General features: G+C 69.4%; 27 protein-coding genes and 2 tRNA genes. 16 read left to right on the forward strand and 13 right to left on the reverse strand.

Annotated features, from left to right (window positions below; genetic code table 11):
- Nucleotides 1–4: 4 nt before the first annotated feature.
- Together ABTY98_RS15335 and ABTY98_RS15340 are read left to right on the forward strand one after the other, a co-directional pair.
- Nucleotides 5–781 carry a DUF3566 domain-containing protein gene (locus tag ABTY98_RS15335; protein WP_352221395.1) on the forward strand — a complete coding sequence of 259 codons (777 nt, stop codon included), beginning with the start codon at nucleotides 5–7 and terminating at the stop codon, nucleotides 779–781.
- 111 nt (nucleotides 782–892) lie between these two features.
- Nucleotides 893–969 (forward strand) — tRNA-Ile (locus ABTY98_RS15340).
- Nucleotides 970–1229: 260 nt separating this feature from the next.
- Here ABTY98_RS15340 and ABTY98_RS15345 read toward each other — a convergent pair.
- From ABTY98_RS15345 to ABTY98_RS15355, 3 genes are all read right to left on the reverse strand, one after another.
- Complete coding sequence (locus tag ABTY98_RS15345; protein WP_502994238.1) at nucleotides 1230–5267, reverse strand: nSTAND1 domain-containing NTPase; 4038 nt, start codon at nucleotides 5265–5267, stop codon at nucleotides 1230–1232.
- A gap of 388 nt (nucleotides 5268–5655) precedes the next feature.
- The gene (locus tag ABTY98_RS15350; RefSeq protein WP_352221397.1) at nucleotides 5656–6114 is read right to left on the reverse strand and encodes a hypothetical protein; all 459 of its coding nucleotides are present in this window, start codon (nucleotides 6112–6114) and stop codon (nucleotides 5656–5658) included.
- A gap of 122 nt (nucleotides 6115–6236) precedes the next feature.
- Nucleotides 6237–6686 carry a DoxX family protein gene (locus ABTY98_RS15355; RefSeq protein WP_352221398.1) on the reverse strand — a complete coding sequence of 150 codons (450 nt, stop codon included), beginning with the start codon at nucleotides 6684–6686 and terminating at the stop codon, nucleotides 6237–6239.
- A gap of 183 nt (nucleotides 6687–6869) precedes the next feature.
- Between ABTY98_RS15355 and ABTY98_RS15360 the strand changes: the two genes are divergently transcribed.
- The 3 genes from ABTY98_RS15360 to ABTY98_RS15370 are packed head-to-tail and all read left to right on the forward strand — an operon-like array spanning nucleotide 6870 to nucleotide 9263.
- Nucleotides 6870–8081 (forward strand): amidohydrolase family protein, encoded by a 1212-nt coding sequence (locus ABTY98_RS15360; protein ID WP_352221399.1) that lies wholly within the window; start codon nucleotides 6870–6872, stop codon nucleotides 8079–8081.
- Between the two features lie 39 nt (nucleotides 8082–8120).
- A complete protein-coding gene (locus ABTY98_RS15365) occupies nucleotides 8121–8324 on the forward strand; it encodes a ferredoxin (RefSeq protein WP_352221400.1) in 204 nt (67 codons plus the stop codon).
- Nucleotides 8325–8327: 3 nt separating this feature from the next.
- Nucleotides 8328–9263 (forward strand): FkbM family methyltransferase, encoded by a 936-nt coding sequence (locus ABTY98_RS15370; protein WP_352221401.1) that lies wholly within the window; start codon nucleotides 8328–8330, stop codon nucleotides 9261–9263.
- A 253-nt stretch (nucleotides 9264–9516) separates the two neighbouring features.
- Here ABTY98_RS15370 and ABTY98_RS15375 read toward each other — a convergent pair whose 3' ends face one another.
- The 3 genes from ABTY98_RS15375 to ABTY98_RS15385 all read right to left on the reverse strand — a co-directional run bounded on the left by ABTY98_RS15375 (nucleotide 9517) and on the right by ABTY98_RS15385 (nucleotide 11594).
- Complete coding sequence (locus ABTY98_RS15375; RefSeq protein WP_352221402.1) at nucleotides 9517–10290, reverse strand: glycosyltransferase family 2 protein; 774 nt, start codon at nucleotides 10288–10290, stop codon at nucleotides 9517–9519.
- Nucleotides 10287–11075, reverse strand: a complete 789-nt coding sequence (locus ABTY98_RS15380; protein WP_352221403.1) for a GntR family transcriptional regulator — start codon at nucleotides 11073–11075, stop codon at nucleotides 10287–10289. The genes ABTY98_RS15375 and ABTY98_RS15380 overlap by 4 nt, the downstream gene beginning before the upstream one ends.
- 171 nt (nucleotides 11076–11246) lie before the next feature.
- Nucleotides 11247–11594 carry a DUF6344 domain-containing protein gene (locus tag ABTY98_RS15385; RefSeq protein ID WP_352221404.1) on the reverse strand — a complete coding sequence of 116 codons (348 nt, stop codon included), beginning with the start codon at nucleotides 11592–11594 and terminating at the stop codon, nucleotides 11247–11249.
- Nucleotides 11595–11967: 373 nt separating this feature from the next.
- Between ABTY98_RS15385 and ABTY98_RS15390 the strand changes: the two genes are divergently transcribed.
- Both ABTY98_RS15390 and ABTY98_RS15395 read left to right on the forward strand, forming a co-directional pair.
- On the forward strand, nucleotides 11968–12096 hold the full coding sequence (locus ABTY98_RS15390; protein WP_003999697.1) for a DLW-39 family protein: 129 nt from the start codon (nucleotides 11968–11970) through the stop codon (nucleotides 12094–12096).
- Between the two features lie 193 nt (nucleotides 12097–12289).
- Complete coding sequence (locus ABTY98_RS15395; RefSeq protein ID WP_352221405.1) at nucleotides 12290–13594, forward strand: hypothetical protein; 1305 nt, start codon at nucleotides 12290–12292, stop codon at nucleotides 13592–13594.
- Here the strand turns inward: ABTY98_RS15395 and ABTY98_RS15400 are convergent.
- Together ABTY98_RS15400 and ABTY98_RS15405 are read right to left on the reverse strand one after the other, a co-directional pair.
- Nucleotides 13558–15165 carry a serine/threonine-protein kinase gene (locus tag ABTY98_RS15400; RefSeq protein ID WP_352221406.1) on the reverse strand — a complete coding sequence of 536 codons (1608 nt, stop codon included), beginning with the start codon at nucleotides 15163–15165 and terminating at the stop codon, nucleotides 13558–13560. The two genes, ABTY98_RS15395 and ABTY98_RS15400, sit on opposite strands and share 37 nt — an antisense overlap.
- A 148-nt stretch (nucleotides 15166–15313) precedes the next feature.
- Nucleotides 15314–15862, reverse strand: a complete 549-nt coding sequence (locus tag ABTY98_RS15405; RefSeq protein WP_089100435.1) for a helix-turn-helix domain-containing protein — start codon at nucleotides 15860–15862, stop codon at nucleotides 15314–15316.
- Nucleotides 15863–16046: 184 nt separating this feature from the next.
- On the opposite strand from ABTY98_RS15405, the gene ABTY98_RS15410 reads away from it, so the two are divergent.
- Nucleotides 16047–16119: transfer RNA gene (locus ABTY98_RS15410), tRNA-Ala, on the forward strand.
- A gap of 69 nt (nucleotides 16120–16188) precedes the next feature.
- Here the strand turns inward: ABTY98_RS15410 and ABTY98_RS15415 are convergent.
- Nucleotides 16189–16884 (reverse strand): DUF5324 family protein, encoded by a 696-nt coding sequence (locus ABTY98_RS15415; RefSeq protein ID WP_352221407.1) that lies wholly within the window; start codon nucleotides 16882–16884, stop codon nucleotides 16189–16191.
- A 346-nt stretch (nucleotides 16885–17230) separates the two neighbouring features.
- Between ABTY98_RS15415 and ABTY98_RS15420 the strand changes: the two genes are divergently transcribed.
- Complete coding sequence (locus tag ABTY98_RS15420) at nucleotides 17231–17764, forward strand: peptidylprolyl isomerase (RefSeq protein WP_352221408.1); 534 nt, start codon at nucleotides 17231–17233, stop codon at nucleotides 17762–17764.
- Nucleotides 17765–17886: 122 nt separating this feature from the next.
- A complete protein-coding gene (locus tag ABTY98_RS15425; protein ID WP_352221409.1) occupies nucleotides 17887–18786 on the forward strand; it encodes a rhomboid family intramembrane serine protease in 900 nt (299 codons plus the stop codon).
- A gap of 287 nt (nucleotides 18787–19073) precedes the next feature.
- On the opposite strand, the gene crgA is transcribed toward ABTY98_RS15425, so the two are convergent.
- Nucleotides 19074–19328 carry a cell division protein CrgA gene (gene crgA / locus ABTY98_RS15430; protein ID WP_352221410.1) on the reverse strand — a complete coding sequence of 85 codons (255 nt, stop codon included), beginning with the start codon at nucleotides 19326–19328 and terminating at the stop codon, nucleotides 19074–19076.
- Between the two features lie 152 nt (nucleotides 19329–19480).
- Between crgA and ABTY98_RS15435 the strand changes: the two genes are divergently transcribed.
- Genes ABTY98_RS15435 through ABTY98_RS15460 form a run of 6 tightly spaced genes read left to right on the forward strand, consistent with a single transcriptional unit; the run spans nucleotide 19481 to nucleotide 23635 of the window.
- On the forward strand, nucleotides 19481–20269 hold the full coding sequence (locus tag ABTY98_RS15435) for a DUF881 domain-containing protein (RefSeq protein WP_352221411.1): 789 nt from the start codon (nucleotides 19481–19483) through the stop codon (nucleotides 20267–20269).
- A gap of 26 nt (nucleotides 20270–20295) precedes the next feature.
- Nucleotides 20296–20985 carry a class E sortase gene (locus tag ABTY98_RS15440; RefSeq protein ID WP_352221412.1) on the forward strand — a complete coding sequence of 230 codons (690 nt, stop codon included), beginning with the start codon at nucleotides 20296–20298 and terminating at the stop codon, nucleotides 20983–20985.
- 52 nt (nucleotides 20986–21037) lie between these two features.
- A complete protein-coding gene (locus ABTY98_RS15445) occupies nucleotides 21038–21199 on the forward strand; it encodes a hypothetical protein (RefSeq protein ID WP_046727640.1) in 162 nt (53 codons plus the stop codon).
- On the forward strand, nucleotides 21196–21834 hold the full coding sequence (locus ABTY98_RS15450) for an aminodeoxychorismate/anthranilate synthase component II (RefSeq protein WP_352221413.1): 639 nt from the start codon (nucleotides 21196–21198) through the stop codon (nucleotides 21832–21834). The genes ABTY98_RS15445 and ABTY98_RS15450 overlap by 4 nt, the downstream gene beginning before the upstream one ends.
- Entirely contained in the window at nucleotides 21831–22871 is a 1041-nt protein-coding gene (locus tag ABTY98_RS15455) for a class E sortase (RefSeq protein WP_352221414.1), read from the forward strand. The genes ABTY98_RS15450 and ABTY98_RS15455 overlap by 4 nt, the downstream gene beginning before the upstream one ends.
- A gap of 14 nt (nucleotides 22872–22885) precedes the next feature.
- Nucleotides 22886–23635 carry a class E sortase gene (locus tag ABTY98_RS15460; protein ID WP_352221415.1) on the forward strand — a complete coding sequence of 250 codons (750 nt, stop codon included), beginning with the start codon at nucleotides 22886–22888 and terminating at the stop codon, nucleotides 23633–23635.
- An 87-nt stretch (nucleotides 23636–23722) separates the two neighbouring features.
- Here the strand turns inward: ABTY98_RS15460 and ABTY98_RS15465 are convergent, their stop codons facing one another.
- The 3 genes from ABTY98_RS15465 to pknB form a co-directional block, all read right to left on the reverse strand.
- Complete coding sequence (locus ABTY98_RS15465; RefSeq protein ID WP_352221416.1) at nucleotides 23723–24433, reverse strand: restriction endonuclease; 711 nt, start codon at nucleotides 24431–24433, stop codon at nucleotides 23723–23725.
- On the reverse strand, nucleotides 24420–24752 hold the full coding sequence (locus tag ABTY98_RS15470) for a hypothetical protein (protein WP_352221417.1): 333 nt from the start codon (nucleotides 24750–24752) through the stop codon (nucleotides 24420–24422). Before ABTY98_RS15470 ends, ABTY98_RS15465 begins: the two co-directional genes overlap by 14 nt.
- Before the next feature lie 181 nt (nucleotides 24753–24933).
- Nucleotides 24934–26916 carry a Stk1 family PASTA domain-containing Ser/Thr kinase gene (gene pknB, locus ABTY98_RS15475; protein WP_352221418.1) on the reverse strand — a complete coding sequence of 661 codons (1983 nt, stop codon included), beginning with the start codon at nucleotides 26914–26916 and terminating at the stop codon, nucleotides 24934–24936.
- Nucleotides 26917–26944: the final 28 nt, after the last annotated feature.

The raw sequence follows: 26944 nt of genomic DNA on the forward strand, positions 1-26944 counted from the left end.
CATCGTGAGCGGAGCCACGGGCGCCGGATCGGCCGGTACCTCCACGGGTACGGATGCGGACGGCGGCGGCCGTGGCTCCGCCGCGTCCGGCGGGGCCGCCGAGGGTGGTGCGCAGCCGATGGACACGCACACCACCCAGCTGAAGGCGGTCAAGGCGCCCGAGAAGGCCTCCGCGCCGGACGCGCAGGGAACCCAGGGGGGAACCGTGACCGACACCCGAGGCCAGGCCGCTGCGGGCGCCCAGCCGGCGCAGCAGCCGAACACCTCCCCGCTCCCCGGGGAACGGCGTCCCGAGCAGCCCGCAGGCCCCTACCACCCGCCGCAGGCCTACCCGGCGGCGCCGGCCGCGCAGGCGCCCGCGGGGGCGGTACGACGGCCGCGCACCGGCGCCGGTGCGCGCACCGCCCCCCGCACCCGCAAGGCCCGGCTGCGGGTCGCCAAGGCCGACCCGTGGTCGGTGATGAAGGTCAGCTTCCTGCTCTCCATCGCGCTGGGCATCTGCTCGATCGTGGCGGCGGCGGTGCTGTGGATGGTCCTGGACGCGATGGGCGTGTTCTCGACGGTCGGCGGCACGATCTCGGAGGCGACCGGTTCGAACGAGTCGAACGGCTTCGACCTCCAGTCGTTCCTGTCTCTCCCGCACGTCCTGATGTTCACGGCGATCATCGCGGTCATCGACGTCGTCCTCGCGACGGCGCTGGCGACCCTCGGCGCGTTCATCTACAACCTCTCCGCGGGCTTCGTCGGCGGCATCGAGCTGACCTTGGCCGAGGACGAGTAACCGGAGTTCAAACCTCTGCTGTCGGTCCCCCGACAACCGATTTTGGGACTGCCCCGGTCGTGCGCTAATCTTCAGGAGTCAGCGCGCGGGAGACACCCCGCAGAGCGCGGCGGGGCTATAGCTCAGTTGGTTAGAGCGCATCCCTGATAAGGATGAGGCCACAGGTTCAAATCCTGTTAGCCCCACCAGCACGAAGGCCCCCGGTCCGGATGGATCGGGGGCCTTTGGCATGGGTGGGCGTTCATGGTCGGTGGCCGGGTGGCCGACCGGGCCGGTTCGCTTTCCGCCGGCCGTTATGGAAAGGCCCGGTCGCTGGCGACGGGGGATGCACCAGCGACCGGGTTGCGACCAGCCTAACAAGGTGGCCTGTGCGACGGGAGTCAACTTCTCAGCCGTCATGAGCAGTTGTGATCGGGATCACTCAAAGGCCGTCATGCGGAGGAGGGGCTCAGTCGTCGCAGGGCGGGTCGTAGGCGAGGCGGGGGAGGTACTCCTGCCACTTCGCCTCGGTCAGTACGTTCCGGGTGACCGAGCAGATACGGCTGACCGCGTGGTCGACGTCCAGGCTCCACAGGCGGACCGTGCCGGCGCCGCTGGAGACGCCCAGCATGTTGCTCTTCGGGCTGAAGGAGAGGAAGTTGCCCGTCTTGGCGTTGGGGCTCATGGACTGGCCGATGGGGTGGGCGGAGGACGGGGACGAGACGTTCCACAGGCGGACCGTGTTGTCGTTGCCGCCGCTGGCCAGGGTCCGGCCGTTCCGGCTGAAGGTCAGGGACACCACCGCCTCGGTGTGGCCGGTGAGGGCCGAGCCCAGGCGGGTCGCCCGGGCGGGATCGGAGACGTTCCAGAGGCGGACCGTGTCGTCGTCGCTGCCGCTGGCCAGGGTGGCTCCATCGGGGCTGTAGGCGAGGGTGTTGATGGGGCCCAGGTGGCCCTCGAGGGGACCGCCCAGGGACTTGGCGCGGGCCCGGTCGGAGACGTTCCACAGGCGGACCGTGCCGTCCGCGCTGCCGCTGGCCAGGGTTTGGCCGTCCGGGCTGAAGACCAGCGCGTTGACATAGCCGGTGTGCCCCTTGAGGGGCTCGCCGATCCGCCTGGGGTGTGCCGGGTCCGTGATGTCCAGCAGCTGGACCGTGCGGTCGTCGTAGTCGGCGGCCACGGTGCGCCCGTCCGGGCTCAGCGCCAGCGCCTCGGCCCCGGCGTAGCGGGTGTTCAGCCGGACGGGCGCGCCGTACTGGCTGGGGTGGGCGGGGTCGGAGATGTTCCACAGCTGTACCCAGTTGACGTTGTTCTCGCCGGTCAGGATGACGAGGGTGCGGGCGTCGCGGGTGAACACCATCGAGCGCAGGTCCCGCCACCCGGTCCTGAACGGCTCGCCGAGCGCCATGGGCCGGGCCGGATCCGTGATGTTCCACAGCCGCATCCGGCTGTCGCCGCCACCGGTGGCCAGGACGCGGCCGTCGGGGCTGAACGCCCCTGCCACGCCGATCATGTCCGCACCCGGGATCGACCACAGCCGTACCTTGCCGTCACCGCTGCCGGTGGCGAGGGTGTGCCCGTCGGGGCTCCAGCCGACGGCGTACATCTCGCCGCTGCTGCCCGCGAGCGGCTCGCCCACCTGGGAGGGAAAGGCCGGATTGCCGACGTTCCACACGCTGGCCGTGGAGTCCGCGCTGCCCGCGGCGAGCATCGAGCCGTCGGGACTGAAGGCCACCGACCAGACAGGCCCGGTGTGTCCGGTGAGCGGCCCGCCGAGGGCCTTGGCGTGCGCCCGGTCGGTGACGTCCCACAGCCGTACCGTGTCGTCCTTGCTGCCGCTCGCGAGGGTGTGGCCGTCCGGGCTGAAGGCCACAGAGTGCACGGTCGCGGAATGCCCGGTCAGCGGCGCGCCGACGCGCTCGGGGCGCCGGGGGTCGGAGACGTCGTAGAGGAGGATCGAGTTGTCGTCGCTGCCGGCCGCGAGGGTGTGGCCGTCGGGGCTGAACGCGATGGAGCGTACGGCTTCGGAGTGGCCGGTGAGGGTGTCCAGTGACGTGGGGTGGCGCGGGTTGTGCACGTCCCACAGGCGGACGGTGTGGTCCTCGTCGGCGGTGGCCAGGGTGCGGCCGTCGGGGCTGAAGGCGACCAGATAGATCGTGCCGTCGTGACCGCTCAGCGGGGTGCCCAGGGACGCCGGGTGCTTCGGGTCGGAGACGTTCCACAGACGTACGGTGCCGTCGTCGCCGGCGCTGGCCAGGGTGCGGCCGTCCGGGCTGAAGACCGCGCTGGAGACCCAGCTCGTGTGGCCGAGTAGCGGCTTGCCGAGGGCCTTGGGGCGGGTCGGGTCGCTCACGTCCCACAGGCGGACCGTGCGGTCGTAGGCGGCCGTGGCCAGGACCTTGCCGTCGGGGCTGAAGCTGGTGAGGTAGACGGCGCCGGTGTGGCCGAGCAGCGGGGTGGCCAGGGGGGCGTTGACGATGGATATCAGGCGGTTGTTGGCGCCCTCGTCGTCCGGGCGCAGTCGGTGTGCGACCAGGTCGAGCTGGGCGGAGAGCGCCGGGTCCGAGTACTGGAACCGGTCGGCCTCCGCGACCACCTGCTCGAACATCGCGTCGTCCCGCTGCTGCCGGGCGATCACCGCGGCGCCGGCGGCCAGAACCGCCAGCACGACCAGCGCCGACACGGCGGCCCGGCTGATCCACACCGTGCGGCGGCGCAGCCGTACCGAGGCCGCCAGGAACTCCACCGCGCTACGGGTAAGGAAGGTGTCGCCGGCCGACTTCGCCCAGGTATGAGCCTGTTCCAGCCGTGAGCCCCGGTACAGCAGGGCGGAGTCGTGGCCCGACTCGTCCCAGGACCGGCCGTCCTCCTCCAGGCGCTGGCGCAGCAGATTGCCGTTGCGGTCCTCGTCGAGCCACTCACGCAGCCGGGGCCAGGCGTGCAGCAGCGCCTCGTGGGTGATCTCCACGGTGTCCGCGTCCAGCGTCACAAGGCGGGCCCGGACCAGGGCCTCGAGCGACTCCTCCGTCTTGTTCGGGTCGGTGGACTCGGCGGCCAGCTGACGCCGGGTGCCCCGCCTGCGGGTCGCCTGGGTGTCCTCGCCGAGGCGGACCAGGCGGAGGAGGAGCAGCCGGGCGGCGGTGCGGGCGGCCGGGTCCAGGCTGGACCAGGCGCGCTCGGCGCTCGCGGCGACAGCGCCCTGGATACCGCCGGCCGCCCGGTAGCCGGTCAGCGTCAGGCGACCCGACTTGCGGCGCTGCCAGGTGGCAAGCAGGGCGTGCGAGAGCAGCGGGAGGACACCGGCGTCATGGGCGCCACGCGGGCCGTCGGCGCTCACCTCACGGACGATCAGCTCGGCGAGCCCGGGTTCCAGCTCCAGGCCCACCGCCTTGGCGGGGCTGGTCACGGCCTCGCGCAGCTCGGCGCTGGTCAGCGGGCCGAGCACCATGTGCCGGTGCTGGAGCGCGTCGGCCAGCTCGGGGTAGCCCAGGCACAGCTCGTAGAAGTCGGCACGGATACCGAGGACGACCAGGGCAGGGGCCGGTTCGCCGGTGGCGGCGGAGGTACTGGCCGTGTGCAGGAGCTGGACGAAGGTACGGCGGTCCGCCTCGTCGGTGCAGAGGGTGAAGGTCTCCTCGAACTGGTCCACGATCACGACCGGACGTGCCGTGCCGGATCCCGAGGGCCATGTTTCACGTGAAACATCCTCGGCCTCGCGTCCGGCCCAGGCCGCGACCGCCTCCCGCACGGCCTCCGGATCGTCCAGGTCCGCCAGATCGGCCAGCTCGGGTATGCGACGGGTCAGTTCCTTGACGGGGTCCGCTCCGGGAACGAGCTGCAGGACCTCGTGCGGGCGGTCCTCGTCATCGGCCAGGGCGCCGTTCTGCAGCGCGGTGACCAAACCGGCGTTCAGCAGTGAGGACTTTCCCGCCCCCGAGGCGCCGACCAGCATGACCAGGCCGCCGTCCGCCTTCGCCGACCGGAGCTGGGCGACCAGGGCGTCGGTGCTGCGCTCCCGGCCGAAGAACCAGCGCGCGTCCTCACGGCGGTAGGACGCCAGGCCGCGATACGGGCAGACGCTGTCGACCAGCGGTGGTACTTCCGTGTCCTCCGCCGCCTCCGGCACGGGCAGCTCGCCGACCGGATCGGCCATGGCCCGCTCCCACAGCTTCTGCCAGTGGGTCAGGTCGTACAGCCCGGAGGAGACCGGCGCCGGCTGGGAGCGCCGGGCCTGCGGGATGAGGACATGGAGTACCCCGGAGAGCGCGGCGAACTGAGCGGGCACGTTCTTCGCCCGCCGCCAGTCGCTGATCCGCTGGGCGGAGACCCGCACGGGCCGGCCCCGCTCGTCGACGCGATGCAGTCGGTCGACCGCCTCGGCGACGCGTTTGAGCGGAGGATTGCCAGCCTCCTTGTACAGCAACGCGAGACGTTCCGCGAAGGCTGCGCGTGCCCCTGCGTCGGGACCCAAGGCGCTCCACCCCTTACTTCCCCCGCTGCTGAACATCCGGACCGGAAAACTCACTTTATACGGCTGACCTGCGGCGAAGCCTTGGACCGGACGTCATGGCCTCCTCAAATGTGCACCTCGGCTGGCAGGATTTCGCCCCAGCAAGGCGGTAGTCGGGCGTCGCCCGGCAAGGCCGACCAGCTCAGCGTCCGCGGAGACAGTGCACGGCACCGCATGTTCTCGGTCAGGTTCCACCGGCGATTACCCGCCGGAGTGGCGCGACGACGGCAGCTGCTCTCTCCGACTGAGCGGGCCCTCGGGGGCCTGAGGCCGCCCGCGCCGTTCGGCACCGGTCCCCACGTGGGGAGGGACCGGTGCCGAACGGCACGGGCGCACCGTTCACCGTGGGTCCATGAGGCACCTGGCGCGACACGCCTACGTGTCTTCAGCGCCGTATCCAGCCCGCCGTACGCGCCGCCTCCACCGCCTGTTCCTCCGCGTCGTCGGCCGCCGCGTTCAGAGCCGTGTCCTGTCCCGCCGCTGTGCCGCCGGCCGCCACCGCGGCCGCCCGGGACGCGGTGAGGGCGGCGCTCAGGGCCGCGGCCGCCTCGGGGCGGTCGTCCAGGGCCCCGGCCAACTGTGCCGCCAGCGCCGCGGTGGCGGCGGCGTTGCGGGCGCAGCGGGCGTCCGCCGCCGGGTCGGGCGCGGTGTCGGCCAGGGCGCCGAGGGACTGGGCGGACAGCCGGAGCGCGTGTGCGGCCCGGCCGACCGGGCTCGTCGGCACGGTCTGCGCCGCGTCGGGATCGACCCCGGCATGGCGGCAGACGGCCAGCGCACGTGCGTACGCACTGTGCGCACGCGCGGAGTGCAGTTTCCTGAGCAGCTCCACCGAGGGACCGGTCATCTCCGCCTCCTCGCTTCCGGGCGGGGGCAGGGTGCCACGCCGGCCGCGAAGACGCCATAGGCATGCCGCTGGTGAAGGCCACAGGCCACAGGCCGCTGTGCGGTAGGCGGGAAAAGCGTGGGTCAGAGGAACAGGCCCAGTGCCGAGTCCAGGGACCAGGTCTGCCAGCACATCGCGAAGAGGCCGACCGCGGAGATCAGGGCCATCATCAGGTTCTGCCCCTGTTCCGCCCAGTCGTGGATCATCAGGACCAGGTAGACCAGGTTGAGCAGGAACCCGGCCACCAGGGCGATCGGTGTGAGCAAGCCGGACGCCAGGCCGAGGCCGAGGGCCAGTTCCGCGTACGCCACCACATAGGCCATCAGCCGGGGACGTGGCGCGACGACGACGTCGAAGCCGCGCCGGACCACCGGCCAGCAGTGCTTCTCCGCGACACCGGCCGCCCACCGGATGCCCCCGCCGCCGAACCACTGCTTCTTGTCCTTGTGCCGCCAGCTCTCCAGCCACCACAGACCGAGCCCGATGCGGAGCACCGCGAACCATTCGGCACCGCTCAGCAAGGCTGATCGCATCTCGCACCCTCCCCGGATCCACCACTCATCTGACGCTCCGTCAGTTCAGCGGAAGGCGGCGCGGGTCGCAAGAGGTCCGGCGGCTCTTGCTGGCACCGGCTCCCGGGCCTAGCCTGAGAGCCGAACCGAAAACTGATGGTCCGTCAGTTAATCGGGCATCCAAGCAGGCAGCAGGGGGTAGGCATGGCAGAGAACGCGACCGGCACCCAGGATCTGCCCAGGGTCGTCAGCGTGGACGACCACGTGATCGAGCCCGCGCACCTCTTCGAGAAGTGGCTGCCGGGCAAGTACCGCGACAAGGGCCCCAAGCCCTTCACCGCGGGCATCGGCGAACTCGCCTACGTCGGTGGTAAGTACCGGTTCACCACCGACCCCGCCGGCCAGATCACCGACTGGTGGGAGTACGAGGGCCTGCTCTTCCCGTACAAGCGCATCATCGCGGCCGTCGGCTTCTCCCGCGACGAGATGACACTCGACGGCATCACCCGGGAGCAGATGCGGCGCGGCTGCTGGGACCCCAAGGCACGCCTGGACGACATGGACATGAACCATGTCGAGGCGTCCCTCTGCTTCCCCACCTTCCCCCGCTTCTGCGGGCAGACCTTCGCCGAGGCCGAGGACAAGGAGGTCGCGCTGGCCTGCGTCCGCGCCTACAACGACTGGATGGTCGAGGAGTGGTGCGGCGACAGCGGTGGCCGGCTGATCCCGCTGTGCCTGATCCCGCTGTGGGACATCGACCTGGCCGTCGCCGAGGTCCGGCGCAACGCCGAGCGGGGCGTCCGGGCGGTCACCTTCAGCGAGATCCCGACCTATCTGGGCCTGCCGTCCATCCACTCCGGCTACTGGGACCCGTTCTTCGCGGTCTGCGAGGAGACCGGGACGGTCGTCAACATGCACATCGGCAGCAGCTCGCAGATGCCCGCCGCCTCCCCCGACGCCCCGCCCGCCGTGCAGGCCTCGCTCAGCTTCAACAACGCCATGGCCTCGATGATGGACTTCCTCTTCTCCGGCGTCCTGGTCAGGTTCCCCCGGCTCAAACTGGCCTACAGCGAGGGCCAGATGGGCTGGATCCCGTACGCCCTGGAGCGCGCCGACGACGTCTGGGAGGAGCACCGGGCCTGGGGCGGGGTCAAGGACCTGATCCCGGAGCCCCCGTCGACGTACTACTACCGGCAGATCTTCTGCTGCTTCTTCCGCGACCGGCACGGCATCGAGTCCATCGAGACGGTCGGCGTGGACAACGCGACCTTCGAGACGGACTACCCGCACGTCGACTCGACCTGGCCGGAGACCAAGCGGGTCGCCCAGGAACACGTGGGCGGACTGGCGCCGGAGGTCGCCTACAAGCTGCTGCGCGGGAACGCGATCCGGATGCTGGAGCTGCCCTTCACATAGGCCGGTTCAGTTGGCCGTCCGGTGGGCAGGGGACTTCCCATGAAGGTCTCCGTCGACGCCGATGTCTGTTACGGGTCGGGTGAGTGTGCCTTCCGGGCATCCGCTGTGTTCGGCTTCGATGACGGGTACGGTTTCGTCCTGCCCGGACGGGAGGAGTCCGGGGACGACGAACTGGTCCGGGACATCGCCGAGCGCTGCCCGTCCCAGGCGATCCGGATCAACGGGAAAAGGGTCACTGACTAGCGGATGAGCACCACCGGCACGGACCCCACCGAACTCACCGAACTCCTGGCCACCCTCGGCCGCCGCTACGTCCGCGACTTCCCCGGTCCCTGGGGCAAGACCCTCGCCGCCCGCGTGCTCAACCCCTACCTACGCGACCACCCTCGCCGACGGGTCGTCGAGACACGCTCCGGTGCCCGGTTCGCGGTCGACACGCAGGACCTCATCCAGCGCTACCTCTACCTCTTCGGGGTGTGGGAACCGCACATGACCCGCTGGCTGCGCGGCCGGCTGGCGCCGGGGGACTGCTTCGTCGACGTCGGCGCCAACATCGGCGTCTTCAGCGTCCTCGCCTCCCAGCTGGTCGGGGAGCGGGGCCGGGTCGTGGCCGTCGAGGCCTCCCCCGCCTTCCACCGCCGTCTCGAACAGCAGAGCGCGCTCAACGGCTGCCGGAACATCCGGGCGGTCAACGCCGCCGTCTCCGACGCCCACCGCACCCTGACCTTCGTGCTCGCCAGCTCCCGCAACATGGGCGCCAACAGCATCGTCCCGTGGGACGGCCCGGCCGAGTCGAGCTTCGACATCGAGGCCGTGCCGCTGCCCGAGCTGCTCCGGCCGGAGGAGATCGAGACCGCGCGCGTCATCAAGATCGACGTGGAGGGAGCCGAGGGCGCGGTGGTGCGTGGGCTCGCCCCGCTGCTGGAGAAACTGCGCCCGGACGCCGAGATCACCGTCGAGGTCACCCCCGACCGCATGGCCCAGCTGGGCGACTCGCCGGACGACCTGCTGCGCACCATGACCGACGCCGGCTACCACGTCTACCGGCTCGCCAACAGCTACGCGGCCGACAGCTACCCCCGGGCGCTGTACGGCGCGCCGGTGGCCCCGGTCCGCTGGGACCGGCCGGTGACCGAGGAGAGCGACCTGGTGTTCTCCCGGATCGACGCGGCGATGCTCTAGACGGGTGAGCAGCCTGGAGTTTCACGGGCCGACGCGCGCTCCGGGCATGTGAGGGGCCTGCTGTTCTCCTGGGCCGACGTGCGCTTTGGGTGTGTGAGGGTTCCGCTGTTCTCAGGGGCCGACGCGCGCTCTGGGCGGGTAGGCGGCGTGGCGTTCACACGGACGTACGCGGCTGCCTGCCGGCAGCGTGTGCGGCCTGGTGTTCATGGCCCGACGCGGCCGCCCCCAGCCGCCGGCCTGACACGTGCGCCCACTAGCCGGCAGCCGCCGGGTACCGCCAGCCGAACTCCGCCAACGCCCGCGCCCGCGCCGCCACGACCGCCATCCTGGCCTGCCGTTCGGCCGGGTCGCTATGGGCGGGTCGGGCGGTGACCTGGCCCTCCCACTTGCGGTAGAGCAGCCCGGTCTGCGCCGAGAACCAGCCCTGGCTCACCGCGTTCAGGGCGAGCAGCAGCCCGGTGTCCTCGGAGGCGGGCAGCGCCATCCAGCCGCCCAGGGCGAGCAGCAGGTCACGGCGGACGAAGAGGCTGGCCGGGTGGACCTGGGCGCGGAAGTCGTTCGCCGTCCAGAAGTCGAGCACGGACCCGCGCTCGATCGGCCCTTCCTCCGGATCGCCGGGGAAGCCGGCCGTGGAGCCGTCGGGCAGCAGGTCGAGGACGCGCGAGGTGGCCCAACCGACCGCCGGGCGGGCCTCGAGGACGGCCAGGTCGCGGGCCAGGGTGCCCGGTGTGAGCTGGTCGTCGGCGTCGAGGATCCTGACGTACGGCCCCTCGGCCCGGGCCAGCGCGATGGTGCGGGCGACCCCGGGACCGCCGGGACGGCCCTGCCGGAACGACACCCGGGCGTCGGCGGGGACGTACGGGCGGACCTCGTCGCCGTGGCCGTCCTCCTGGACCAGCCACTGCCACTCCCAGCCGGCCGGCAGCCGCTGTTCGCACAGCGACTTGTAGGCCTCCGGCAGGAAGCGGGCCGACGGCGCGTGGACCGCGGTGACGACGGTGACGCACCGGCTCACAGCCGCGCTCACCACCTTTCCAGGTGCGTGGTGAAGAGCAGTTCCGTGCGGTCGCCGGGAAGCGTGACGACGGAGATGTCCACGATGCGGTCGTGGATGTCGTACGAGGTCTTGCGCAACAGGATCACCGAGGTACCGGCCGGCAGGTCCAGCTCCCGGGCCTCCTCGGGCGTCGGCGGCCGGGCGGTGAAGCGTTCCTCGACACGGGAGACCTCGATGCCGACGGTGTGCAGCTGGTTCTGGGTGCCGCCCGGCCAGGGCTCCCTGGTCTGGTCCAGAAGCGCCGGGTTCGCGGCGATCACGTCCCGGACGAGATAGGAACTCACCAGGCTGAAGGGCGCGGACTCGGCAGAGTAGCGGGTCCGGTAGGTGCGTTCCAGGAGCACGGTGCCCTCCGGCACCCCGAACGCGTCGGCGAGGTCGCTGGGCGCGATCAGCTCGCGGTAACGGGCGAAGAAGACCAGGTCGTCGAGGACCAGCCCGGTCTCGTGTTCGGTCGCGCCCGTGGCAGCCCGGGTGGCCTCCGGCATCCTGGCGCGGTCCTTCTCCCACTGGTGCCGGGTGTTGTCACGGACCGCGCGGGTGCGGGGCCTGCGCACGAAGTTTCCGCTGCCGTGCCGCTTGTCGATCAGACCCTCCGCGCTCAACAGCCGCAGCGCGTTCTGGATCGTGGGCACGCTCCGGCCGTAGTGCCGGGCCAGCTCCGCCTCGGAGGGCAGCCGCGCACCGGGCTTGGGCTCGCCGTTCCGGATGGAGCGGCGGAGGTCGTCGGCGATCTCCTCGTACGCCTTGGGCACGGCTTCAGCCTACGACTCCTCAAGAGGAGTTGAAGAGTCGAACGCCTCACGGTGCGGCCGGGCATGCGAAGACCCGCGGCCGGTTCCCGGTCGCGGATCTGTGTCGCAGTAGGCGCTGGTACGTACGCAAGTCGCCCTTGCGCCGTTGCGTCTGAGCCGTCTGGTGGGGGATCAGCAGTCCAGGGGTGCCGCCGGGGGTTCGGCCGGGGTCTCGGGCTCGGTCGTGTCAAGGGGCCGCTGGCGGCAGCTGGGGGTCTTGCCGTGGGCCTCGGCCCGGATGCGCTGCTTCATCGTGGGGGGCAGTGACCTGGCCTGGGACCAGAGCCAGTGGGTCTGTGCCGGGATCATCACCCGGCCGGCGGGGCTGTGGTCGTCTCCGCTGTTGTTGTTGCGCGGGGTCTCGGTCTGCGGTACCGCGGCGGCGGTGGTGGCGGAGATGAGTCCGAGCGCCGTGCACAGCGCGAGGAAGGCGGTGACGAAGGCGGTCCACATCTTCATGACCTTGGTGTTCCGGGCCATGGCCCCTCACTTTCGGGTTGGGCGATTTGCGTACTTTCCTCATGATGTGTATGGGGATCGCGAAGTGGGGGACGTCGAGCTGTGGCGCGTCGATGTTCCGATGAACACCACCCGGACGGACGCATGAGGCCCGAATAATCAGAAGAAAGGTCCCTGAAAGCAGACGAGAGGGGGCAAAGTAACCGTCCGTGGGGGTGTGATCACCCTCCGATCGGAACGGCCCGGCCTCGACCGAAGCCTCTCCGAGGCCTTGTGCAACGCCTTGTGGTGAGCCGGAGTTGGGGCCGGATGCCAGGTCACCGATCGATATCGGTCGGTGTGTATAGTCGGGCGCCAGAGGTCCCCTACGTCAAGGAAGAGACGAGGTCGCGCGGTGAAGAAGCTGCTCCTGGTCGCACTGGCCGCCATCGGCGGGCTCCTCGTGTACCGCCAGATCCAGGCGGATCGCGCCGAGCAGGATCTGTGGACGGAGGCGACTGACTCCGTGCCCACGGGTTCGTGAGTACCGACAACGAACGACACTGAGACCCCGGCCGCCTCGCGGTCGGGGTTTTGCGTTGTCCGGCGGGTCGTGCGAGGCCTGCTTTTCGGACGGCCGTACGGATTGACGGGTGGCACGAGGGCGCGCGCGGCAGTATGGGGCCGATATCCGGTCCGGGACTTCGACGGCCGGCGAGCGACGGCTGGGGGCGCGCGTGATACGACGGTGGCGTACGGCGGCGTGGCGGGGCATCGGCGTGGCGGCCGCCCTCGCACTGACGCCACTGCTCCCGGCCTCTCCGGTTGCGGCGGACGACGGCAGCGGCTACGCCTTCGCCCCGGACGCCCGCACGATCACCGGAGCGACGAACACGGCGGACGCCGTACCGCTGAAGCCCGGCACGACCTACCGCAGCACCCTGCCGGACAAGGGCGAGCTGTACTTCCGCCTCGAACTCGCCGCCGCCACCACGGCCTACGTCCCCGTCACCGCCGTCCCGCCGACCGACGCCACCGTCTCCGCGAGCGACGGCATCGCCGTCTCGATCGAGGACGCCAACGGTGCCTCCTGCGGCTACGACGGCGCCCGCTTCGGCGCCGGACTGAGCCCCCGGCCGGTCACGGCGCTGGGGCGACGGGACGCGGGCAAGGCACTGTGCCAGGACGCGGGCACCTACTACGTGACCGTCCAGCGGCTCGCGTCCGGCTCGAAGACCACGTCCCCTGGCAGCTGGAACCTGGAGATCGCCCCCGTCACCGAACCGGGCCTGGCCAAGGCCGGCGCCACCACCGCCCCCGAGACCTGGAACTCCGCGTCCCCCGAGCCCCTCACCGGCGACCCCCGCCGCCGCACCGCCGGCGCCGGTTTCACCACAGCCCGGACACTGGGCGCGGGCGTCTGGCAGACCGGCATCACCCCGGGCCAGACCCTCTACTACGCCGTCCCCCTCGACTGGGGACAGCAACTGCACACCACCGTCGAACTGGGCAGCAGCAGCGGCGACACCCACGGCTACGTCAGCGCCGCGCTCAACCTCTCCCTCTACAACCCGGTCCGCGGCTACGTCGACGACGTCTCCCTCGGCTACGACGGCACCCAGAAGTCGTCCTCCCTCGACCCCCTGCCACCCGTGGCCTACGCCAACCGGTACGCCGTCCCCGGCGAGGAGAACGCCGTCCGCTTCGCCGGCGCCTACTACCTCGTCGTCCACCTCACCGGCCAGACGGCGGACACGTTCGGGAGGGGGCCGTACGACCTGACACTCCGGGTCCGCGTCGACGGCAACCCGAACTCCGGCCCCCACTACGCCGGTTCGCCCGTCCCGAAGGGCATCTTCGACGCGCCGTCTGACCAGGGCGGCGACCTGCCGGCCGCGACCGGCGACGACCACACGGCGATGCGGGTGCTCGCGGCCGGCGGGATCGGCACGGGCACGGCCCTGCTCCTGGTCCTGGGCGCGTGGACCCTGACCGCCCGCCGCGCTCAGATCCGGGTCAACGCCCAGAAACCCACGGCGTAACAGGCCAGCGCCAGCAGCAGGATGGGCACCGCGGCCTTCGCGGGCGGCCCGGGCCGACGCGCCCGCCGCCGACGCCGCCCGTGGGTACGCACCGACGACTGCGAGGCCTGCGGTGCCGGCTGCGGGTCGCGGGCGGTGTAGGTGGCCGTGGTGGTGTCGGCATGCGGCAGGGCCGGTGGGAGGGGTTGTGCGGCGGGCCAGGGGATGTGGGGCTGCGGGACGGGAGTGGCTGGATGTGACTGCGGTTGCGGCTGCTGGTGGGCGTACGGCGGGTACGGCGGCGTCAGCTGCGGCGGCTCCGCGTACGGAGTGGGGGGTACCGGCGTCTCGGGCGGCGGGAGCCGGAAGCTGCCGGTGTCGGACATGCCGACGGGGGCCGGGAGGGGGCCGGTAGGGCCGGAGGAGCCGGCCGGGGGAGCGTCCGCGTCTTCTGCCGCCCGGGCTCCGGCCGCTGAGCCGGGGCCCTCGTCGGCCGCCGAGGCGGGGTACGCGCCCGCCGCCGAGGCGGGGTACGCGCCGGCCGCCGCCTCTCCTGCCGTGTCCGATCCCGAACTCGCCTCTGCCACCCCGGCCGAGGCCGCAGCCGCCACCGACCCCCCGGCGGCCCCCGCTCCCGTCCCCGTAGTCCCCGTAGGTCCCGTCTCCGTCGTTCCCGTCGCCCCCCTTGCCGTATCGACCCCCGACGCCACCCGCAGCGGCCCCTCGGGACCGAACCCCGATGGCAGCGGCCCCAGTTGGTCGAAGATCTCGATCGACTCGTCGTCGATGCCCGGCTCCGGGAGCAGTTCCACGGCCTGGGCGAGAGCCTTGCGGGCGCCCGTGGCCGTGCGGAAGCGGGACCGAGGGTCGGGCTGGAGGAGGGTGGCGACGACCTGCCAGAGGGGGTCGGGAATGCCCTTGGGGGCTCCAGGCGTGCCGTGTTCGGCGAAGTGCTGGACGAGCGCCTTGGCATCAGGCTTGGCGCCTTCCAGCAGGAACAGGGCGACCAGGCCGACGGCGAACAGATCGGCCGTGAAATCGGGCTCCGCGCCAAGGAGTTGCTCGGGGGCGATGTAACCCGGCGTGCCGACCACCAGGTTGGTCTCGGTCAACCGGGCCTCGCCGAACCGCATGGCGATACCGAAGTCGGAGAGACGCAGGCGTGGGCGGGCGGTGCCGCTGGCCTCCAGCAGGATGTTCGCGGGCTTGATGTCCCGGTGGACCACGCCCTCGGCATGCACCGCGGCGAGGCCGGAGAGCAACTGGTCGAGGAGCGTGCAGACGAATACCGGGGGCAGGGGACCGTAGTCCCCGACAAGGTGGACCAGCGAGCCGCCGGCGACCAGGTCCATCGTGAACAGGACCTTGTCGTCGTCGGCGGCCCAGCTGGCCGGAGCCAGGACATGGGGATGGTCGATGCGCAGCGCCTGCTCCCGCACAAAACGCAGAAGCGCATGGGCGTCGCTCTGCTGGAGCACCTTGGCGGCCACATAGCGCTTGCGCCGGTGGTCCCAGGCGCGCCAGACGGCGCCCACTCCGCCACGACCGATCGGGTCGGCCAGTTCATACCGGCCTGCGAAGACCTCACCCATGCCTGCCCGCAGCCCTCCCCCTCTAGTCCCCCTGCCACCCCCCTTGCTTCCCCCGGATGAGCGATACGACCCCTCTCGCGTGCCCCCCTCGGCCAGGGCCTGGCCCCGCCCGGCTCACCGGACCCCCTCCGGTGTACCGGGCCGTGGCTCAGCTCTGGTGCGACTGGTAGTGCGTGACCGCGTCCGAGGTGCGGCCGGCGCCGTAGACCCGGAGGAACTCCGCCAGCTCCGGATGGGTCGGAGCCAGCGTGTCCGCCGCGTCGATGATGTCACCGGCGGCGGCCACCGAGCGCAGCAGCGACTGGATCTCACGGACCACCCGCTTGACCGTGGGCGCTCCCGAACCGCTCGTCGTCTGCGTGGTGTTGCTGAGCACCGAGCCCCCCTGGGACTTCTTGATCTCGTCCATCCGCTCGGTCGCCTCGGCCGCGCTCACACTGCCGTCCGCGACCTGCGCCGAGAGGTCCTGGAGCAGCTGCACCCGCTGGACCACGGCCGGGTTGCCGATCTTCGCCCGCTGTCCGCTCATCAACTGCGACAGCATGGGCGCAGACAGTCCGAGGACCGCCGCGAGACGTGCCTGGTTGAGCCCCAGGTCGTCGATGAGCTTACGGAAGAGCGCCCCCAACGGCTCTCCGTACCAGTTCCGCTGCAGCTCCCGCGCTCTGGCGGTGGCTTCCTGCTGTGCGGCGTCCATTGCGTCTCCCCATCGCTTCCCCAAAAAATCCACGGTTCGCTACAGCGAACCTCGTCGAGCATCTTACGGAGCGTGGTCATCCGCGGGGAGCCCCAATCTTTTTGTGAGGTACGGGGGGTGACCCGGTACTCTGGTCTGCGGCACCGACCAGCGGACCTTCCGCTTGGCCGGCCGCTTCCCGTACGGGGCCTTAGCTCAGTTGGTAGAGCGCCGTCTTTGCATGGCGGATGTCAGGGGTTCGACTCCCCTAGGCTCCACAACAAAACCCCTCTGACCTGCGAAAACGCAGGTCAGAGGGGTTTCTTGTTTCACGTGAAACGCTGGGATCAGCGGTTCTCGTCGTCCCGGGACGACTGCTCCTCCGCCTCCTTGGCCTGGACCTCGGGGTGCAGGGGAGAGCTGCCGTCCACCGAGCTCAGGTGACTCGAATCCGGAACCTCCGTGGCAGCGGGGGGCTCGACCAGCCAGTCCGGGTTGGCCTGCTTGTCCCACCACTTCCAGGCGGCGAAGGCGGCACCGGCCAGCACACCGAACACGGCGAACGCCTTGAACGCACGGCCACACGCAGAACGCCGCTCGTTCCTGCGCGCCAGCTTCTCGATCTGCTCGGCCGAGACATTGCCACGCAGCGCGGCCAGCGCGGCGGCGCCCCGCGTCGTGGCCTCATCACGGACCGGCACGGCCGCCGCCACGGCCTGCTCGATCCTCGGACGTGAATAGTCGGCGGCCTGCCGGGCAGCCTTGCGGGTCAGATCGGCAGCATCATGCGCGGCCTGGTCCACCATCGGCGGCACATGCGTCCGGGCCTGCTCCAGACGCGGGACGAGACGGGCGTCGTACTGGACGCGGGCCTGCTCGGCGGCCTGCGACACCACGGGCGCGAGCCGTACGCGTGCCTCCTGTGCGTAGTACGCGGCACGCTCCTTGGCCGTGTCGGCGTAGGGCGCCACCACTTCCGCGGCGTGCCGCACGCTGTCCTTCGCCGAGCTGGTTGCGGCGCGCACGCTCTCTTTGCGGGTCACGGGTTTCCTCCTCCTCGGTGGCGTACGGTATTTCGACTTTCCACCCTTTTAGGGATCATGCCTGTCCGCGGGCCAAGCGGCGCGCGAGGACGGGCATACGGGTGCAACCAGAGCTAAGAGGGGCTTCTCGACGACAATGCCACGGATCGGCGCCCAGCGCTCCCGCCCGGCCGGACCCGTCACAGCTTCCAGGGGGACTCCGCCGGGTTTCCGCAAGCGATTCGTGAGGATCTCCGCCGGGAGACCGCAGCCGGGCGACCGGGCCGCCATACCGTGCGAGGATCGTAAGGGCGAACCCATCACGGGGTTGCGCCCGAGCACACCAGAGCACAACGGAAGGCGGACCGTGGCCGAGCAGCTCTACGCCACCCTGAAGACCAGCCTCGGCGACATCGAGGTCCGGCTCTTCCCGAACCACGCGCCGAAGACGGTCAAGAACTTCGTAGAACTGGCGCAGGGCGAGCGTGAGTGGACCCACCCGGCCACCGGCACGGTCTCCACCGACCCCCTGTACGACGGCACGATCTTCCACCGCGTGATCAGCGGCTTCATGATCCAGGGCGGCGACCCGCTCGGCACCGGCATCGGCGGCCCCGGCTACAAGTTCGAGGACGAGTTCCACCCCGACCTCCGCTTCGACCGCCCCTACCTGATGGCCATGGCCAACGCCGGCCCCCGCACCAACGGCTCCCAGTTCTTCATCACGGTCAACCCCGCGCCCCACCTCAACCGCAAGCACACCATCTTCGGCGAGGTCGTCGACGCGGACAGCCAGAAAGTCGTGGACAAGATCGCCTCCGTCACCGTCAGCGGACCGAACAAACGGCCAGAGAACGACGTCCTCGTCGAGACGGTCGTCGTCGAGAAGCGCGAGAACTGATCCAAACAAGGAAACACCCGAGGAAGCGCACAAAAAGGAAGCGCCCCACGGGAACCAAACGCCCCGCTCGTCCGTAAGGATGTGCGGGGCAGAGCAATGCCCACGACGAGCGAGGGGACCCCATGGAGGACCAGGCGGCAGGCAGCGCGCGCGACGCCCACAGCCTGCCCATGTGCTACCGGCACCCGGACCGGGAGACCGGCGTGCGCTGCACCCGCTGCGAGCGCCCCATCTGCCCCGAGTGCATGGTCAGCGCCTCCGTGGGCTTCCAGTGCCCCGAGTGTGTACGCGGCACCACCACCGGCCAGAGCGGCCCACCCCCGGCCGACTCCCGGCCACGCACCATCGCCGGCGGCACCATCACCGCCGACCCACGGCTGCTCACCAAGATCCTGATCGGCGTCAACATCGCCGTCTTCCTGGTCCAGCTCTCCGTCGGGGACAGCTTCACCAACCGCTTCGAACTGATCGGCCAGGCCTGGTTCCCGCAGTACGGCGACATCGAAGGCATCGCACAGGGCCAGTACTACCGCCTGCTGACCGCGATGTTCCTGCACGACAGCTCGAACCCCATGCACATCGCGTTCAACATGCTCAGCCTGTGGTGGATCGGCGGCCCCCTGGAAGCCGCCCTCGGCCGCGCCCGGTACATCACGCTCTACTTCGTCGCCGGCCTGGCCGGCAGCGCCCTCACCTATCTGCTGGCCGCCCAGAACCAGCCCTCGCTCGGCGCGTCCGGCGCGATCTTCGGGCTCTTCGGCGCGACCGCGGTGCTCATCCGCCGGCTCAACTACGACATGCGGCCGATCATCGCCCTGCTGGTGATCAACCTCATCTTCACCTTCAGCGGCGGTATCGCCTGGCAGGCCCATATCGGCGGCCTGGTCGCCGGTGTCATCACCGGTTACGCGATGGTCCACGCCCCGCGCGAGCGGCGGAACCTCGTCCAGTACGGCACCTGTGCGCTGGTCCTGGTCGTGGCCGTCGTCCTGACGGTGATCAGAACCGCTCAGCTCACCTGAGCCTGTTCACGGCGGCTCGCCGCACCGATACCGAACCGTTGTCCACAGTCGGTGGCGAATCTTGTGCATAGAGTTCGTGCACAACTGCGCCCCCTGCCACTCACCTGCGTTCGTGCAGGTCAGGGAGGGGGCAAACAGTCTTACGGTGGGCGTTGTGGTAGTCGTACCGGCGTCAACGCTCGATGGGTTATCCACAGATCGTCGTCTTTTCCCCAGGAGGGTGTGGACAGCAGATCAGGCCTGTGGATAACTCAGCGAACAGCCCTGGGTAAAGCTGCCGAGCAGAGCTACTTCCACTGCGTCGAGACGCCGAAGCCGGCCGCGATGAAGCCGAAGCCCACGACGATGTTCCAGTTGTCCAGGCTGTCGATGGGCAGTGAACCGTCGGTGACATAGAAGACGACGATCCAGGCCAGCCCGATGAGGAACATGGCCAGCATCACCGGCGCGACCCACGCGCGATTGGTCAGCTTGATGGCGGTCGCCTGCTTCGCCGGGGGCGGCGTGTAGTCGGCCTTCTTGCGGATACGTGACTTCGGCACGAGGGTCTCTCCTGTCGATGCGCTGCGTGGCCGCGCAGGTAACTGGGTCGGGCTCGGAGCAGCGTACAAGGGGACAGCAAGGGCGCACTGACCGCTCCCCCGGGCGTCCGTTAGCGTAGTGCTTCAACGGCGCCGAAGGAGATAAGGGTACGTTGACCAATTCTGCCGACTCCAACGCGACCGGATCAACGGGTTCGGACCCGGCCCGCAAGGGTGGCTTCCGGCCGGTGCGGATTCTCACCGTGGGTGTCTTCGCCCTGGCCGGTCTTCTCTTCTTCACCAGCTTCAACACGGCCAAGGGCACCGACATCCGCTCGGACGACAATCTGCTGAAGCTGTCCGACCTGATCCAGGAGCGCAGCCGCAAGAACAAGGAGCTGGACGAGTTCAACGCGGGCTCGCGTGAGAGCAACGAGAAGCTCGCCGAGCGCGACGACGGGTCCAGCAAGGCGCAGGACGACCGGCTCTCCGGTCTGGAGAAGGATGCCGGGACGCAGAAGCTCACCGGCGAGGCGATCACCGTCACGCTGAACGACGCCCCGCCGAACGCCACGGCCAAGCTTCCCGGCTATCCCGAGCCGCAGCCCGACTACCTGGTCATCCACCAGCAGGATCTGCAGGCCGTGGTGAACGCCCTGTGGCAGGGCGGGGCCCGGGGCATCAAGGTCATGGACCAGCGGTTGATCTCCACCAGTGCGGTGCGCTGTGTCGGTAACACCCTGATCCTCCAGGGACGGGTGTACTCACCGCCGTACAAGATCCAGGCGGTGGGGGACCCGGCGAAGATGCAGCAGGCGCTCGCGGGCTCGGAGGCGATCCAGAACTACATGGTGTACGTCAATGTGTACGGCCTCGGCTGGAAAGTCACCGAGGACGGGACGGTGACTCTGCCGGGCTACTCGGGCACAGTGGATCTGCACTACGCGAAGCCTGTGGGGTAAGCCGCTCGTCGTCTCTGGAGCCGCCGGTGCGCGTGATCGTCAGGACCGTCAGCGAGCTCTGCATCACCGTCGGCACGCTCATAGTCCTCTTCGTCGTGTATGTGCTGTTCTGGACCGGCGTGAAGGCCGACAGTGTGATGCACGACCAGATCGACCAATTGCAGCGGCAGTGGTCGGACAGTGCCACGGTGCACCCGACGGCGGAGGCGTCCGCGAGCGCCGCCCCGGACGAGCCCGCCGCGTATCGCTATGGCAGGCCTTTCGCGATCATGTACATCCCTCGGTTCGGTTTCACGTGGAACAAACCGGTCCTGGAGGGCACCGGCACCGATGTGCTGAAGAAGGGCCTCGCCCACTACGCCCGTACCGCCCGGCTGGGCCAGGAGGGCAACTTCGCGGTCGCCGGCCATCGACGCACGTACGGTGATCCGTTCCTCGACTTCCCGAAGCTGCGCCGGGGCGATGCGATCGTGTTGACGGACGGTACGACCTGGTTCACGTATCGGATCGACAAAGGCCCCTACAAAACAGTTCCGACGGACGTTGAAGTGATCGACCCTGTGCCACGTAAGTCGGGGTATACGCGTCCGGGCCGCTATCTCACGCTGACCACGTGCGATCCGGAGTGGGGGCACAGCCATCGGTTGATCGTCTGGGCGCATCTGGACTCCACACAGCCCGTGGAGTCCGGCAAACCCAAGGCGCTGCGCCGTTAGTCTGGTGCAGTACGGCGGGATTCTGGTGCCGTGGTGGAACGGAAGGGACGGCATGTACGGCTGGATCTGGCGGCATCTGCCGGGCAACGTGTGGGTGAGGGCGTTGATCTCACTGGTGCTGGTTCTGGCCGTGGTCTATGTCCTCTTCCAGTACGTCTTCCCCTGGGCCGAACCGCTGCTGCCCTTCAACGATGTGACGGTGGACAACCAGTGAGCGCGCGGATTCTCGTCGTCGACAACTACGACAGCTTCGTCTTCAACCTGGTCCAGTACCTGTACCAGCTGGGCGCCGAGTGCGAGGTGCTGCGCAACGACGAGGTGTCGACGGCGCACGCCCAGGACGGCTTCGACGGCGTTCTGCTGTCGCCCGGGCCCGGTACGCCGGAGGAGGCGGGCGTGTGTGTGGACATGGTCCGCCACTGTGCTTCGACCGGGGTGCCCGTCTTCGGTGTCTGTCTCGGTATGCAGTCGATGCAGGTGGCGTACGGCGGTGTGGTGGACCGGGCGCCGGAGCTGCTGCACGGCAAGACCTCGCTGGTCGAGCACGGGGGCATGGGGGTCTTCGCGGGGCTGCCGACGCCGTTCACGGCGACCCGTTACCACTCGCTTGCCGCCGAGCCGGCCACTGTCCCGGCCGAGCTGGAGGTCACGGCCCGTACCCACGACGGGATCATCATGGGTCTCAGACACCGTGAACTCCTGGTCGAGGGTGTGCAGTTCCATCCCGAGTCGGTGCTGACCGAGCACGGGCACCGGATGCTGGCCAACTGGCTGGTGGAGTGCGGTGACCAGGGGGCCGTGGCGAGGTCGGTGGGGCTCGCCCCGGTGGTGGGCAGGGCCACGGCGTGACCGCGCTGCGCCCCGAGCGCGAGACCGATACCTCGTACGGGGATCAGTCGTACGGGGGGTCGAGTGCGCTCGGGGACACGGCGTATCTGCCGCCGGTCGCGGAGCCGGCGGCTTATCTGCCGCCGGTCGACGAGGAGACCGTGGCGCTGAGGATTCCTGATCCGCCGCCCATATCGGCTTCTGCGGGCACGGCAGCCTCTTCTGTCCCTGGACTCCCAGGGGGTGGCCGAGCGGCCCGTAGAAAGGCAGCCAAGCGGCGTGGTGGCCGTCATGGTGGCGCACCGGAGACGGCGCCGCCGGAGAACAGCCCGTCGGGGCGGCCGCTCTCCCGGGTCGAGGCCCGTCGGCAGGCACGGTTGAGCAAGCCGGGTCCGGCCGTCGTGGCGAGCCGGGCGATAGGCGAGGTGTTCATCACCACCGGTGTGCTGATGCTGCTGTTCGTCACTTACCAGCTGTGGTGGACGAACGTGCGCGCCCATGCCCAGGCGGGCAAGGAGGCCAGCAGCCTCCAGCAGGACTGGGCGAGCGGCAAGCGGGCCCCGGGTGTCTTCGAGCCGGGGCAGGGTTTCGCGATCCTGCACATTCCCAAGCTGGATGTGGTGGCTCCGATAGCCGAGGGTGTCAGCAACAAGAAGGTCCTCGACAAGGGCATGGTCGGCCACTACGGCGAGGGTGCGCTGAAGACCGCGATGCCGCAGGACAAGACCGGCAACTTCGGCCTGGCCGCGCACCGCAACACGCACGGTGAGCCGTTCCGGTACATCAACAAACTGGTGGCCGGCGACGCGGTGGTGGTCGAGACACAGGACGAGTACTTCGTGTACAAGGTGACGTCGATGCTGCCGGTGACGTCGCCGAGCAATGTGAGTGTGCTGGATCCGATCCCGAAGGGTTCCGGCTTCACCAAGGCGGGCCGGTACATCACCCTGACCACCTGCACACCGGAGTTCACCAGCAAGTACCGGTTGATCGTGTGGGGCAAGATGGTCGAGGAACGCCCGCGCAGCAAGGGCAAGCCAGACGCGCTCGTCGAGTAAGGGCAGAGAAAACAGTGGCAGCGACCGCGGACGACACCGAAGAACAGACCGACGCGCCGGACGTGGCGCCCGTGCCGGGCCGTCGGCCGATCGGCCCGTTCGCGATGGTGGTCAGCGTTTTCGGCGAACTCCTCATCACGGCGGGCCTGGTACTGGGCCTGTTCGTCGTCTACTCGCTTTGGTGGACGAACGTCATAGCAGACCGCAAGGCGGACCGGGAGGGCGACAAGGTTCGTGACACCTGGGCGCAGCAGGACACCGGTCCGGGTGCGCTGAACACGAAGAACGGCATCGGGTTCCTGCATGTGCCGTCCATGAAGAACGGTGAGGTCCTGGTCGAGAAGGGCACGTCGACGGACGTCCTGAACGACGGTGTGGCCGGCTACTACACGGACCCCGCGAAGGCGATGCTCCCCACCACCGGCAAGACCGGCAACTTCACCCTCGCCGCCCACCGCGACGGCCACGGTGCGAAGTTCCACAACATCGACAAGGTGAAGGTCGGCGACCCGATCGTCTTCGAGACACGGGACAAGTGGTACGTCTACAAGGCCTACTCGATCCTCCCGGAGACCTCGAAGTACAACGTCAAGGTCCTCTCCCAGGTCCCCAAGGAGTCCGGCAAGACCAAGCCGGGCCACTACATCACCCTGACGACCTGCACACCGGTGTACACGAGCCGGTACCGGTACGTGGTGTGGGGCGAGTTGGTGCGGGTGCAGAAGGTGGACAGCAAGCGGACGTTGCCGAAGGAACTGCGTTAGCGTGACGTCTTTTCACGCTAAGAGTGAGCCGGGCCCGAAGCCGCAACTTCCCTTTGCAGCTTCGGGCCCTTTCACGTCACCTCGTTCTCACGCCAGGACCTTCAGCGGTTCCCCGGCACTCCAATCCTCCAGCACCCCCCTGTGTACGGCGGTGATCCCGGCTTCCGCAGCGATGTCCAGGGCCTCAGGAGTGAAGGGGCACGTTGCGATGTAGAGCGCCACCTCTGCGCTGCAAAGGACCTTCGCGGACCCGATGAACTTCTGCACGTCGGGGCTGGTGATGTTGAGGTAGGGCGCGTACCTCTTGCACTGGACGACGAGGCGCCGCCCGTCGGCCGTGAGCCCGATGATGTCGACGCCCCGGTCGGCGTGACCGCCCTGTACGACGACGTTGGTGCATCCGTCACGGATCAGCAGTTTGGCGATGTGGCGCTCGAACGTACGGCCGTTCATGGCGTCCATGGCGGCCATGACTCCGACGGCGGGGCGGTCGTCTCGTACCCCTTCGAGCCTCTTCAGCCGTGTGTGGTGCTGGTGGAGCCGCCGCTCGATGCGCTGGACTCCGGCGCGCAGGGCGATCAGCTCCTGGCGGTGCTCGCCCGAGGTCTCGATCAGGGCGTTGAACATCGGGACGACGGTCTTCCCGAGGATGTGGGTGATGCGCTGGTCGATGCGGTCGTCGAGAGCCCCGAGGTCGGCCGGCACCGGGTTTTCCACAGGCTGTGTCCGGGCCAGGTACTCCGTGTCGAGGAGGTAGACACGCACCTGACGTGCGACTTCGCTGTCACGGAGGAGCATGGCGACATTGAGGACGGCTCGGCGGGAGAATGGCCAGTGCCTTGGAACGCGACTGGATCCCACTGGCCCCCTTAAAGAGGGCCAGTCGCTCGCCTGTCAGAACTTGGTAGCCACTGGCCTCCAGTTCGTGCCGATGATCTTCCACCACGGACTCAAGCGTCTTCACAGCGACCTCGAAGTACGCCGCCACCATCGCCGTCGTCACATGCATCCCGTCCGGCAGCAGTGAGAGCGCTTTGACTCGGTCGAGTACGTCGGTTCGCTCCAGCACGCTGTCGCGCAGGCTCTTGGATTCCAGCAGTGCCGATTCGTTGATCATGGTCTGCCCTTCTGTTGGAGTCAGGGCAGAGCAACGGCACCCCACCCCATCCGATCAACGAGTCGGCACAGGGGAAGGCACGATCGAGCAGGGAACTCATGTGCGGCGGCGGTGCACAAGGCAGAGCCCCGGCGTCCTTCCGGGAGGAGGGCGCCGGGGCTCTGTTGTACGGGGGGCGGGGTCAGCCGTTGTTGCCGCCGATGAAGCCGCCGCCGTTGTTCCCGCCGTTGTTGCCGTTGCCGCCCACCGTGGTGAGGGTGATCGTCGTGCCGCCGGGGTTGTCGACGCCGGTGTTGGGCTGCGGGTCCTGGTTGGCGACGAGTGCGTTGTCGCTGGAGTCGCCGTTGAACTGGATGTTGGTGAAGCCGGCGGCCTGCAGGGTCTGCTTGGCCTGCTGGACAGTCTGGCCGAGCACGCTCGGTACGGGCGTCTGCTGCTTGGCCTTGCCGATCTGGATGGTCACCGTGGAGTTCTTGTCGACCTGCGTGCCCTGCTGCGGGTCGGTCGAGACGACCTTGCCGACCAGGTTGGGGTCGGTGGTGTCCACATCGGTGCAGTTGCCGACAAGGTTGTTCTGCGTCATCTGGGCCTTGGCCGCGTCACAGGTCTGGCCGGTGACGTCCGGGACCGTGGACTTCTCCTGGGCCTTGGCGACCGTGAGGGTGATCGTGGAGCCCTTCTGGACTTCCTTGCCGCCGATGGGGTTCTGGTCCAGGACGGTGTTCGGGTCCTCGGTGGAGGTGGTGCGGGTCTCCGTCTTGACCACGAACTTGTAGTCGTCGCCCTCCAGCTTGGACTTCGCGTCGGACAGACTGAGGCCGATCACGCTGGGGACGGAGACCTTCGGTGCGCCCGTGGACACCACCAGGTTGATCGTGTCGCCCTTGTTGACGTTCGAGCCGGCGGTCGGGTCCTGGGAGCAGACGCTGCCCTTCGGCGCGTTATTACAGGCTTTCCGGGTCGGCGTCCCCAGTTTCAGGCCGGAGTTGTCGGCCATCTTCCGTGCGTCCGCGTAGGTCGAGCCGACGAAGTTCGGGGCGGCGAAGGGCTTGTCCGCGCCGTTCCCGCTGACCACCCATTTGCCGATCAGGATCGAGCCGACCAGCACCAGGATGCCGGCGACCACGAGCAGGATCGTGGAGGTGTTGCTCTTCTTCTGTTGGCGGCGGCGGTCCGGGCGCTCGTCGTAGCCGTAGCCCCCGTCGTCCGGGTTCATCGGCGGGAGCATCGTCGTGGCACCGGCGTCCGAGCGCAGGGCCGTCGTCTGCTGGTCGTCGGGGTAGCCGTAGCCCACCGAACCCATCGCCGCGGTGGCCGCGACAGGCTGGCCGTCGAGGCAGGCCTCGATGTCGGCGCGCATCTCGTCGGCGGACTGGTAGCGGTAGTTCGGGTCCTTGACCAGGGCCCGGAGGACGATCGCGTCCATTTCCGGGGTGATCTCGGGGTCGAAGACCGACGGGGGCTGCGGTTCCTCGCGGACGTGCTGGTAGGCGACGGCCACCGGGCTGTCGCCCACGAACGGGGGTCGTACCGTCAGCAGCTCGTAGAGCAGGCAGCCCGTCGAATAGAGGTCCGAGCGGGCGTCGACCTGCTCGCCTTTCGCCTGCTCGGGCGAGAGGTACTGGGCCGTGCCGATGACCGCTGCCGTCTGGGTCATGGTCATGCCGGCGTCGCCCATGGCGCGGGCGATGCCGAAGTCCATGACCTTGACCTGGCCGTTGCGCGTCAGCATGACGTTCGCCGGCTTGATGTCACGGTGGACGATGCCGCTGCGGTGCGCGTACTCCAGGCCCTGGAGGATGCCGATGGTCATTTCCATCGCGCGCTCGGGCAGCAGCTTGCGGCCGGAGTGCAGCAGCTCACGGAGCGTCGAGCCGTCTACGTACTCCATGACGATGTACGGGATCGAGACCCCGTCGATGTAGTCCTCGCCCGTGTCGTAGACCGCGACGATCGCGGGATGGTTGAGCGAGGCGGCCGACTGGGCCTCCCGGCGGAACCGGGCCTGGAAGGACGGGTCGCGCGCGAGGTCCGCGCGCAGCGTCTTCACCGCCACCGTGCGGCCGAGGCGGGTGTCATGGGCGAGGTAGACCTCCGCCATGCCACCGCGGCCGAGCACGTGGCCCAGTTCGTACCGGCCGCCTAGGCGACGCGGCTCTTCCATAGTTCCCTACCAGCCCTCTCCGTCGGTC

It is taken from the genome of Streptomyces sp. NPDC096040, from assembly GCF_040303265.1.
GTDB lineage: Bacteria > Actinomycetota > Actinomycetes > Streptomycetales > Streptomycetaceae > Streptomyces.

Coding starts and splice junctions, on each gene's coding strand:
- ABTY98_RS15350 (WP_352221397.1), bottom strand. CDS start 6,114: ATGACCGGTCCCTCGGTGGAGCTGCTCAGGAAACTGCACTCCGCGCGT.
- ABTY98_RS15445 (WP_046727640.1), top strand. CDS start 21,038: ATGTACGGCTGGATCTGGCGGCATCTGCCGGGCAACGTGTGGGTGAGG.
- ABTY98_RS15425 (WP_352221409.1), top strand. CDS start 17,887: ATGGAGGACCAGGCGGCAGGCAGCGCGCGCGACGCCCACAGCCTGCCC.
- ABTY98_RS15405 (WP_089100435.1), bottom strand. CDS start 15,862: ATGGACGCCGCACAGCAGGAAGCCACCGCCAGAGCGCGGGAGCTGCAG.
- ABTY98_RS15365 (WP_352221400.1), top strand. CDS start 8,121: ATGAAGGTCTCCGTCGACGCCGATGTCTGTTACGGGTCGGGTGAGTGT.
- ABTY98_RS15345 (WP_502994238.1), bottom strand. CDS start 5,267: ATGTTCAGCAGCGGGGGAAGTAAGGGGTGGAGCGCCTTGGGTCCCGAC.
- ABTY98_RS15360 (WP_352221399.1), top strand. CDS start 6,870: ATGGCAGAGAACGCGACCGGCACCCAGGATCTGCCCAGGGTCGTCAGC.
- ABTY98_RS15385 (WP_352221404.1), bottom strand. CDS start 11,594: ATGGCCCGGAACACCAAGGTCATGAAGATGTGGACCGCCTTCGTCACC.
- ABTY98_RS15355 (WP_352221398.1), bottom strand. CDS start 6,686: ATGCGATCAGCCTTGCTGAGCGGTGCCGAATGGTTCGCGGTGCTCCGC.
- ABTY98_RS15470 (WP_352221417.1), bottom strand. CDS start 24,752: ATGATCAACGAATCGGCACTGCTGGAATCCAAGAGCCTGCGCGACAGC.
- ABTY98_RS15400 (WP_352221406.1), bottom strand. CDS start 15,165: ATGGGTGAGGTCTTCGCAGGCCGGTATGAACTGGCCGACCCGATCGGT.
- ABTY98_RS15465 (WP_352221416.1), bottom strand. CDS start 24,433: ATGCTCCTCCGTGACAGCGAAGTCGCACGTCAGGTGCGTGTCTACCTC.
- ABTY98_RS15370 (WP_352221401.1), top strand. CDS start 8,328: ATGAGCACCACCGGCACGGACCCCACCGAACTCACCGAACTCCTGGCC.
- pknB (WP_352221418.1), bottom strand. CDS start 26,916: ATGGAAGAGCCGCGTCGCCTAGGCGGCCGGTACGAACTGGGCCACGTG.